The organism is Roseobacter sp. MH60115, from assembly GCF_015644665.1.
In the GTDB taxonomy this organism is placed as follows: Bacteria; Pseudomonadota; Alphaproteobacteria; order Rhodobacterales; family Rhodobacteraceae; genus Roseobacter.
Window position 1 is genome coordinate 78,041 of sequence record NZ_JADOBQ010000013.1, and the last position, 8,605, is coordinate 86,645.

At 62.8% G+C, this 8,605-nt stretch carries 11 protein-coding genes; all 11 read left to right on the top strand.

Going from position 1 to position 8,605, the window contains the following annotated elements; genetic code table 11:
• Window positions 1–2 precede the first annotated feature (2 nt).
• Window positions 3–740 carry a cytochrome c biogenesis CcdA family protein gene (locus tag ISX84_RS22820; protein WP_195822725.1) on the top strand — a complete coding sequence of 246 codons (738 nt, stop codon included), beginning with the start codon at window positions 3–5 and terminating at the stop codon, window positions 738–740.
• 13 nt (window positions 741–753) lie between these two features.
• Window positions 754–1,326, top strand: coding sequence for a thioredoxin family protein (locus ISX84_RS22825; protein WP_195822726.1), 573 nt, complete (start codon window positions 754–756; stop codon window positions 1,324–1,326).
• Between the two features lie 95 nt (window positions 1,327–1,421).
• Window positions 1,422–1,895: a sulfur oxidation c-type cytochrome SoxX gene (gene soxX / locus ISX84_RS22830; protein ID WP_195822727.1), complete on the top strand. Its 474-nt coding sequence runs from the start codon at window positions 1,422–1,424 to the stop codon at window positions 1,893–1,895.
• Between the two features lie 31 nt (window positions 1,896–1,926).
• Complete coding sequence (gene soxY, locus ISX84_RS22835; RefSeq protein WP_195822728.1) at window positions 1,927–2,343, top strand: thiosulfate oxidation carrier protein SoxY; 417 nt, start codon at window positions 1,927–1,929, stop codon at window positions 2,341–2,343.
• Window positions 2,344–2,359: 16 nt separating this feature from the next.
• Complete coding sequence (soxZ, locus tag ISX84_RS22840; RefSeq protein ID WP_195822729.1) at window positions 2,360–2,689, top strand: thiosulfate oxidation carrier complex protein SoxZ; 330 nt, start codon at window positions 2,360–2,362, stop codon at window positions 2,687–2,689.
• A 25-nt stretch (window positions 2,690–2,714) separates the two neighbouring features.
• Window positions 2,715–3,560 (top strand): sulfur oxidation c-type cytochrome SoxA, encoded by an 846-nt coding sequence (gene soxA / locus ISX84_RS22845; protein WP_195822730.1) that lies wholly within the window; start codon window positions 2,715–2,717, stop codon window positions 3,558–3,560.
• Between the two features lie 66 nt (window positions 3,561–3,626).
• A complete protein-coding gene (gene soxB, locus ISX84_RS22850; protein ID WP_195822731.1) occupies window positions 3,627–5,324 on the top strand; it encodes a thiosulfohydrolase SoxB in 1,698 nt (565 codons plus the stop codon).
• A gap of 24 nt (window positions 5,325–5,348) precedes the next feature.
• Window positions 5,349–6,617, top strand: a complete 1,269-nt coding sequence (gene soxC / locus ISX84_RS22855; RefSeq protein ID WP_195822732.1) for a sulfite dehydrogenase — start codon at window positions 5,349–5,351, stop codon at window positions 6,615–6,617.
• A complete protein-coding gene (locus ISX84_RS22860; protein WP_195822733.1) occupies window positions 6,601–7,617 on the top strand; it encodes a c-type cytochrome in 1,017 nt (338 codons plus the stop codon). The genes soxC and ISX84_RS22860 overlap by 17 nt, the downstream gene beginning before the upstream one ends.
• Window positions 7,617–8,321, top strand: a complete 705-nt coding sequence (locus ISX84_RS22865; RefSeq protein ID WP_195822741.1) for a c-type cytochrome — start codon at window positions 7,617–7,619, stop codon at window positions 8,319–8,321. The genes ISX84_RS22860 and ISX84_RS22865 overlap by 1 nt, the downstream gene beginning before the upstream one ends.
• Before the next feature lie 28 nt (window positions 8,322–8,349).
• Window positions 8,350–8,605 (top strand): FAD-dependent oxidoreductase (locus ISX84_RS22870; protein ID WP_195822734.1); only part of this gene is annotated, 256 nt, incomplete at its 3' end.

Genomic DNA, 8,605 nt, shown 5'->3' on the forward strand with positions numbered 1-8,605 from the left:
GGATGTTGGATGTCAGTCTATTGGGGGCCTTTCTGGGCGGGCTGATCGTCTTTTTCTCGCCCTGTGTGCTGCCGATTGTGCCGTTCTACCTCAGCTATATGGCGGGGGCGTCGATGTCCGAGATCAGCGCCGAGGGGGTGCTGGCGCCGGGTGTGCGCCGCCGGGCCTTTGCCGCGTCGGTGATGTTTTCGCTGGGCATCATCACGGTCTTTGTCCTGCTGGGCGCGGCGGCCTACGGGTTGAGCCAGAGCTTTCGCGCGGCGCAGACGGAGTTCCGGTTTTTTGCGGCGCTGGTCGTGCTGGTGATGGGGCTGCATTTTCTGGGGGTGCTGCGGATCGGCTTTCTCAACCGGGCGTTCCAGGTGCAGGCGGGCGATACCCAGGCCATGTCCGTGCTGGGCGCTTACGTGGTCGGGCTGGCCTTTGCCGCCGGGTGGACGCCCTGCGTCGGCGGGGTGCTGACGGCAGTGGTGTTCACGGCCAGCACCGAGGCCACGGCCCTGCGCGGGCTGATCCTGCTGCTGGTCTTTGGGGTGGCGATGACCGCGCCTTTTGTGGTGGCCGCGCTGTTCATCGGGCCGTTCTTGAGGTTCGCCGCCCGGTTCCGCCGCCACCTGCCGAAGGTCGAAAAAGCCATGGGCCTGCTGCTGCTGCTCTTTGCGGCGCTGATCGCCACGGACAGCGTCAACCACATTGCCCAGTGGATGCTGGAGACCTTCCCCGCCTTTCAAAACATCTAAAGGAGACCGCCTGATGAAACGCCTGCTGATCCTTCTGAGCCTGATCGCACTGCCCGGCTTTGCCGCCGAACTGGGCGATGACGGGCTGCACAAGACCGACTGGATGCGCGACACCTTCAAGGACCTGCGCGAAGACCTGGCCGAAGCCAATGACGAAGGTAAAAGGCTGGTGCTGATGGTGGAGCAGCGCGGCTGCATCTACTGCACGAAGATGCATGAGGAGGTTTTTCCGCGCGCGGATATCGCCAGCTACATCGCGGAGAATTTCTTTGTCGTGCAGGTCAATCTGCATGGCGATACCGAGATCACCGATTTCGATGGCGAGACCCTGAGCGAGAAACAGGCGGCGCGGAAGTGGGGGCTGCTCTTTACCCCGTCGATTCTGTTCCTGCCCGAAGAGGTCGACGCGGGCGCAACGGCGCAGAGTGCCGCCGTGGCCCTGATGCCGGGCGCGTTTGGGCCGGGCACGACGCTGGATATGTTCACCTGGGTCTATGAGAAGCGATACGCGCTTGATTCAGAGGAGGATTTTCAACGCTATCACGCGCGGCGCATTCAGGAACGGGCGGATGGCAGCGCCGACTGAGAGGATTTCAAATTCGAATAGTTGAATTTGTTCTTGATCGTTCACGGTTTCGTGTCCTATGGTATGCTGAACATTGAATGTGTTTGGGAGGACGCATGGAACGCATTTTTCTGGCAATTTTGGCCCTGACCGCTTCGACCTTCAGCGGGGCGGCGGAGGAGATCGCGCCCACAGCCGTGGTCTATGTGGACGGCGGCGTCGAGACCTCTCTGACCGGTACGGCGGGCGATCCGGCCATGGGCCGCGAGATCGTCGGCAACAAGAGCCTTGGCAATTGCGTGGCCTGCCACGAGGTCACCGATCTGGCCGATGTGCCGTTTCATGGCGAGATCGGGCCGATGCTGGACGGGGCAGGGGACCGCTGGACCGAGGCGGAGCTGCGCGGCATCGTCGCCAATGCCAAGATCATGTTCGAGGACAGCATGATGCCGTCCTTTTACAAGACCGAAGGCTTCATCCGTCCCGGCAACGCCTATACCGGCGAGGCGGCGGATGACACGTTCGGCCCGCTGCTGACCGCGCAACAGATCGAAGATGTGGTGGCTTATCTGGCCACCTTGAAAGAGTAACGACCCCGAGGGGATCAAAGGAGGTTCACGCATGGAACTGACACGACGCAACGCACTGCTGATGGGCGTCAGCGCCTGTCTGGTTGCAGGGCTGCCGCTGCAGGCGGCGACGACGCCCGAAGAGGCCATTGCGGCCTTTACCGGCGGCGCCGAGATCGGATCGGGGGACATCACCCTGACCGCGCCCGAGATCGCGGAGAACGGCAATACCGTGCCGATCGAGGTCGCCTCGGAGACGGCGGTGGAGATCATGGTGCTGGCCTTGGGCAACCCGACCCCGCCGGTGGCGACCTTCAAATTCGGCAAGCTAGCCGCGTCGCGCGCCGCCTCGACCCGCATCCGCCTTGCAGGCACGCAGGACGTGGTCGCGATTGCGAAGCTGGAAGACGGCTCCTTCGTGCAGGCCGCATCGACGGTCAAGGTGACAATCGGCGGCTGCGGCGGCTAATCAGGAGAGTTCAGACATGGCAACAGGTGTAAAACCCCGCGTTAAAGTGCCCAAGACAGCAGCCGCTGGCGAGACCATCACGATCAAGACGCTGATCAGCCACAAGATGGAATCCGGCCAGCGCAAGGATGATGACGGCAACGTCATCCCGCGCTCGATCATCAACCGCTTTACCTGCGATTTCAACGGCGAGAACGTCATTGACGTGGTGCTGGAACCGGCGATTTCCACGAACCCCTATCTGGAGTTCGAGGCGGTTGTGCCGGAAGCCGGTGAGTTCGTCTTTACCTGGTATGACGACGACGGCTCGGTCTACGACACGAGCAAGAAGATCGCCGTCGAATAATCCGTTTGTCTGGGGAGGGACAATTATGAAGATATGGACTGGCGCAGTGCTGGCAAGCGCATTGGCCGCCGTGCCGCTGAGCGCGGAGCCTGTGGAGGACACGCTGATCCTCAACGAGGATATCACGCTGGTGACCCGCACCGCCGCCCCCGATCATCTGTCGGATGTGATGGACGAGGTGATTTCGGGCTGGCATTTCCGCGGGACCGAAACGCGGGCCATGCAGGCGGATGATTTCGACAACCCCGGCATGATCTTTGTGGAACAGGCGGAGGAGGTCTGGAACACGGTCGATGGGTCCGAAGGTAAATCCTGCGCCAGCTGTCATGAGGGCCCCGAGAGCATGGCCGGTGTGCGCCCGGTCTATCCCAAGTACAACGAGGCGGCGGGCGAAGTGCGCACGCTGGAGATGCAGATCAACGACTGCCGGGAAAACCGGATGGGCGCGGAGACGTGGAAATACACCGGCGGGGACATGGTCAATATGACCGCGCTGCTGGCCTCGGTGTCGCGCGGCATGCCGGTGAATGTGGCGATTGACGGTCCCGCGCAATCGACCTGGGAGGCGGGCAAGGAGCTTTACTACACCCGCACCGGTCAGCTGGAGCTGGCCTGTTCCAATTGCCACGAGGACAATTACGGCAATATGATCCGCGCCGACCACCTCAGCCAGGGGCAGATCAACGGTTTTCCGGTCTACCGCCTCAAGAACACCAAGCTGAACGCGGCGCATGCGCGGTTCAAGGGCTGCATCCGTGATACGCGGGCCGAGACCTATTCGCCCGGCAGCCCTGAGTTCATCGCGTTGGAGCTTTACGTCGCCTCACGCGGCAACGGGCTGAGCGTCGAGGGCCCGTCGATCCGAAACTGAGCCTTGAATGCCCCGCGCGGTGCCCGTGCGGGGTTTTCTCCTTAAGATACATTCAGGAATACGCATATGATATCCCGCCGCGATTTTCTCCAGACCAGCATGGCCGCGAGCGCTCTTCTCGGCGCGTCGGGGTTCGGGCAATGGGGGCGGTTGGCCGCACAGCAGGCGCTGACGCAGGATCAGCTGCTGCAGTTCGAGACCTTTGGGAATGTCTCGCTGATCCATGTCACCGACATCCATGCGCAGCTGAAACCGATCTATTTCCGCGAGCCGTCGATCAACATCGGTGTGGGGGATAACAAGGGCGCCGTGCCCCATGTCACCGGGGCGGAGTTCCGCAAGATGTACGGGATCGAGGACGGGTCGCCATCGCATTACGCGCTGTCCTCGGGGGATTTCGAGGCGCTGGCGCGGGGCTATGGCCGGGTTGGCGGGTTGGACCGGGTGGCCACGGTGATCAACCAGATCCGCGCCGACCGGCCCGATGCGCTGCTGCTGGATGGCGGCGATACCTGGCACGGCAGCTACACTTGCTATCACACGCAGGGTCAGGACATGGTCGACGTGATGAACGCGCTGAAGCCTGATGCGATGACCTTTCACTGGGAATTCACGCTGGGCTCGGAGCGGGTGAACGAGATCGTCGAAGGGCTGCCCTTTGCGGCGCTGGGACAGAATATATTCGATGCGGAATGGGATGAGCCCGCCGAGCTTTTCCCACCCTACAAGTTCTTTGAACGGGGTGGCGTGAAAGTCGCCGTGATCGGGCAGGCGTTTCCTTACATGCCCATCGCCAACCCCGGCTGGATGTTCCCCGAATACGCCTTTGGCATCCGGGACGAACACATGCAGGAGATGGTGGATCAGGTGCGCAGTGAAGGCGCGGAGCTGGTCGTGGCGCTGAGCCACAACGGTTTTGACGTGGACAAGAAGATGGCGGGGATCGTCAGCGGCATTGATGTGATCCTGTCGGGCCACACCCATGACGCGCTGCCGGAACCGGTGCTGGTGGGGGAGACCGTGATCGTGGCCTCCGGGTCGAATGGCAAATTTGTCAGCCGCGTTGATCTGGATGTGCGCGACGGGCGCATGATGGGGTTCCGGCACAAGCTGATCCCGATCTTCTCGGATGTGATCACGCCTGACCCGGAGGTGGCCAGATTGATCGATACTGTGCGCGCGCCCTATGAGAGTGCCCTGACGGAAGTGATCGGCAAGACCGACAGCCTGCTCTACCGCCGGGGCAATTTCAACGGCACCTGGGACGATCTGATCTGCGACGCGCTGCTGTCGGAGCGGGAGGCGGACATCGCGCTGAGCCCTGGGGTGCGCTGGGGGCCGTCGATCCTGCCGGGGCAGGACATCACCCGCGAGGACATCTGGAACGTGACCTCCATGAGCTATGGCGCGGCTTACCGGACTGAAATGACCGGAGAATTCCTGCATGTGGTGCTGGAAGACGTAGCCGATAACCTTTTCAACCCCGACCCCTATTACCAGCAGGGTGGCGACATGGTGCGCACCGGGGGCCTGGGCTACCGCATCGACATCACGAGGCCGCAGGGCAGCCGCATCACCGAAATGACGCTGCTCAGCACCGGCGAAAAGATCGACCCGTCCAAGACCTATCAGGTCGCGGGCTGGGCCTCGGTCAACGAGGGCACCGAAGGGCCGCAAATCTGGGACGTGGTCGAAAGCCATATCGCCAAACAGGGCACCGTGACGGTGTCGCCGAATACCAGCGTCAACGTCGTTGGCGCCTGATCGAAACAAACATGGAGTAAAGCCATGACGCAGAAGACGTCGCGCAGGACGTTTCTTAAAAAGGGCCTCGCCGCCGGTGCCGCCGCCACGGTGGCCGGCGGTGCCCGTGCCGCCACGCCCGATCCGCTGATCACCGACGTGCAGCCCTGGGCCAGCGGCTTGGGTGACGGGGTCGATGCCACGCCCTACGGGCTGCCCATTGAGTTTGAGGGCGACGTGATCCGGCGCAACGTGGAATGGCTGACCGCCGACACGATCAGTTCGATCAACTTCACGCCCATCCACGCGCTGGACGGCACCATCACGCCGCAGGGCTGTGCCTTTGAACGGCACCATTCCGGAGCGATCGAGCTCAGCAAGCAGGATTACCGGCTGATGATCAACGGGCTGGTGGACCGCCCGCTGATCTTTTCCTATGCCGATCTGGAACGGTTCCCGCGGGAAAACCATGTGTATTTCTGTGAATGCGCGGCCAATACCGGCATGGAATGGGCGGGCGCACAGCTGAATGGCGCGCAGTTCACCCATGGCATGATCCACAACATGGAATATACCGGCGTGCCGCTGCGCACGATCCTCGCCGAAGCGGGGCTGGGGGCGGCGGGTGACCTGGCCGACAAATGGGTCTACGTCGAGGGGGCGGATGCCTCCTCGAATGGCCGGTCGATCCCGATGGAAAAGGCGCTGGATGACGTGCTGGTCGCCTTCAAGGCCAATGGCGAGGCGCTGCGCAAGGAACATGGCTATCCGGTGCGGCTGGTGGTGCCGGGCTGGGAAGGCAACATGTGGGTCAAGTGGCTGCGCCGCGTCGAGGTCATGGACGGCCCGGTCGAAAGCCGCGAGGAGACCAGCAAATACACCGACACGCTGGAAGATGGCACATCGCGCAAATGGACCTGGGCGATGGATGCGAAATCGGTGGTCACGTCACCCAGCCCGCAGGCGCCGATCACCCATGGCAAGGGGCCGCTGGTGATCACCGGGCTGGCCTGGTCGGGGCGCGGGGCGATCACCCGCGTCGATGTCTCCAAGGATGGCGGCAAGTCGTGGGAGACCGCGCGGCTGGCCAAACCGGGGGAGAAGATGGCGCTGACGCGGTTCTATCTCGATACCGATTGGGACGGCGCGGATATGTTCCTGCAAAGCCGCGCCATGGATGAGACAGGCTATGTTCAGCCCACCAAGGCGCAGCTGCGCGCGGTGCGGGGGCTGAATTCGATCTATCACAATAATTGTATCCAGACCTGGTGGGTGCGCCCGAGCGGGGAGGCGGAAAATGTCGAAGTTTCTTAAAGGCGCGGTTGCCTTGACCCTGCTGAGCAATCCGGTTTTTGCCGAAGGGTTTGGCCTGGGCCGGGAGGCTTTGCCCGCTGAAATCGCGGCTTGGGATCTGGACGTACGCCCCGATGGCACGGGCCTGCCTGCAGGTTCCGGCGATGTGCTGACGGGGGAGGAGGTCTTTGCCGATAAATGCGCCTCCTGCCATGGTGATTTTGCCGAAGGGGTGGGCAATTGGCCCAAGCTGGCCGGTGGATGGGACACGCTGGCCGATGAGGACCCGCTGAAGACCGTGGGCAGCTATTGGCCGTATCTGTCGACCACATGGGACTATGTGAACCGGTCGATGCCTTTTGGCGATGCGCAGTCGCTGGAGGCGGATGAGGTCTATGCGATCGTGGCCTATATCCTCTATTCCAACGATCTGGTGGAGGATGATTTCGTGCTGTCGGAAGAGACATTTGCCGATTTCGAGATGCCCAATCAGGATGGGTTCATCGTGGATGACCGGATCGAGACGGAGCATGCGCAATGGGTGGGGGAGCCCTGCATGGAGAACTGCAAGGAGGATGTGCAGGTGACCATGCGGGCCATGGTGCTGGACGTGACGCCGGAGGCGGAAACCGCGGCGCCTGAGGCGGAAGCGGCGGTGGCACCGGCAGCTGCCCCGGCGGTGGAGGTGGCTGCGGTGGATCCCGAGCTGATCGCGGCGGGCGAGAAGGTGTTCCGGAAATGCAAGGCCTGCCACCAGATCGGTGAAGGAGCCAAGAACCGTTCCGGCCCGGTGCTGACCGGGATCGTGGGGCAGGCAGCGGGCCAGGTCGAGGGGTTCAACTATTCCAAGCCGCTGATGGCCATGGCCGAGGACGGTCTGGTCTGGGATGCGGAGAACCTGCAGTCGTTTCTGTCCAAACCCAAGGCCTTCATGAAGGGCACCAAGATGAGTTTTGCGGGGTTGAAGAAAGACGCGGATCTGGCCGCGATCACCGCCTATCTGGCCAGTATCCCCGAGTGATGTTGCGGGCCGTGTTTCTCCCTGCTGTCCTGGCCGCGATATCCGTGGCCGGGGCGGTGTGGGCGGAGGATTTCGGCGATGCGGAGGCCGGGGCCAAGGTCTTTACCAAGTGCAAGGGCTGCCACGAGATCGGGCAGGGCGCGCGGGATCGGATCGGCCCGCATCTGAATGGGATTTTCGGGCGCAGGGCGGCGGCGCATGAGGGCTACGCCTATTCGAAATCCATGGCGCGCGCGGGCGATGACGGGTTGATCTGGACGGCGGAGACCCTTGGCGCTTATGTAGAGAACCCCCGCGCGCTGGTGTCGAAGACGCGCATGAGTTTTCGCGGGCTGAAGGATGCGCAGGATCGGGCGGACTTGCTGGCGTTCCTGCGGGACTATTCGGACAACCCCGCCGATGTGCCCGAGGCCGAACCCACCGCGCGCGCCACCGATCACGACGTGGACCCGGCCATTCTGGCGCTGAAGGGGGATGCGGAATACGGCGAATACCTGTCGAGCGAATGCCTGACCTGCCATCAGCAGGACGGCAGCGCCGAGGGCATCCCGTCGATCACGCGCTGGCCGACCGAGGATTTCGTGGTCGCGATGCATGCCTACAAGCGCAAGCTGCGCCCGCATCCGGTGATGCAGATGATGGCCGGGCGGTTGAATGACGAGGAGATTGCGGCGCTGGCCGCGTATTTCAAGGACCTCGAATAACGGGGTCGTTTTCTGGGAGGGAAACCACATGACACTGAACAGACGTACGTTTTTGGGGACGGGGGCGGCGGTTGCTGCGAGTTTGAGCGCCCCTTCGGTTCTGGCGGACGGGCATGGCAGGCCGCGGGTGGTGGTGATTGGCGGGGGGGCCGGGGGTGCCACGGCGGCGCGCTACATTGCCAAGGACAGCCAGGGCGGCGTGGAGGTCACGCTGGTGGAGCCGTCGCGGACCTATTTCTCTTGCTTTTTCTCCAACCTCTACATCGGCGGCTTCAAGGAGATCG

Coding starts and splice junctions, on each gene's coding strand:
- ISX84_RS22865 (WP_195822741.1), top strand. CDS start 7,617: ATGTTGCGGGCCGTGTTTCTCCCTGCTGTCCTGGCCGCGATATCCGTG.
- ISX84_RS22825 (WP_195822726.1), top strand. CDS start 754: ATGAAACGCCTGCTGATCCTTCTGAGCCTGATCGCACTGCCCGGCTTT.
- soxC (WP_195822732.1), top strand. CDS start 5,349: ATGACGCAGAAGACGTCGCGCAGGACGTTTCTTAAAAAGGGCCTCGCC.
- soxZ (WP_195822729.1), top strand. CDS start 2,360: ATGGCAACAGGTGTAAAACCCCGCGTTAAAGTGCCCAAGACAGCAGCC.
- soxY (WP_195822728.1), top strand. CDS start 1,927: ATGGAACTGACACGACGCAACGCACTGCTGATGGGCGTCAGCGCCTGT.
- soxB (WP_195822731.1), top strand. CDS start 3,627: ATGATATCCCGCCGCGATTTTCTCCAGACCAGCATGGCCGCGAGCGCT.
- soxX (WP_195822727.1), top strand. CDS start 1,422: ATGGAACGCATTTTTCTGGCAATTTTGGCCCTGACCGCTTCGACCTTC.
- soxA (WP_195822730.1), top strand. CDS start 2,715: ATGAAGATATGGACTGGCGCAGTGCTGGCAAGCGCATTGGCCGCCGTG.
- ISX84_RS22820 (WP_195822725.1), top strand. CDS start 3: ATGTTGGATGTCAGTCTATTGGGGGCCTTTCTGGGCGGGCTGATCGTC.
- ISX84_RS22860 (WP_195822733.1), top strand. CDS start 6,601: ATGTCGAAGTTTCTTAAAGGCGCGGTTGCCTTGACCCTGCTGAGCAAT.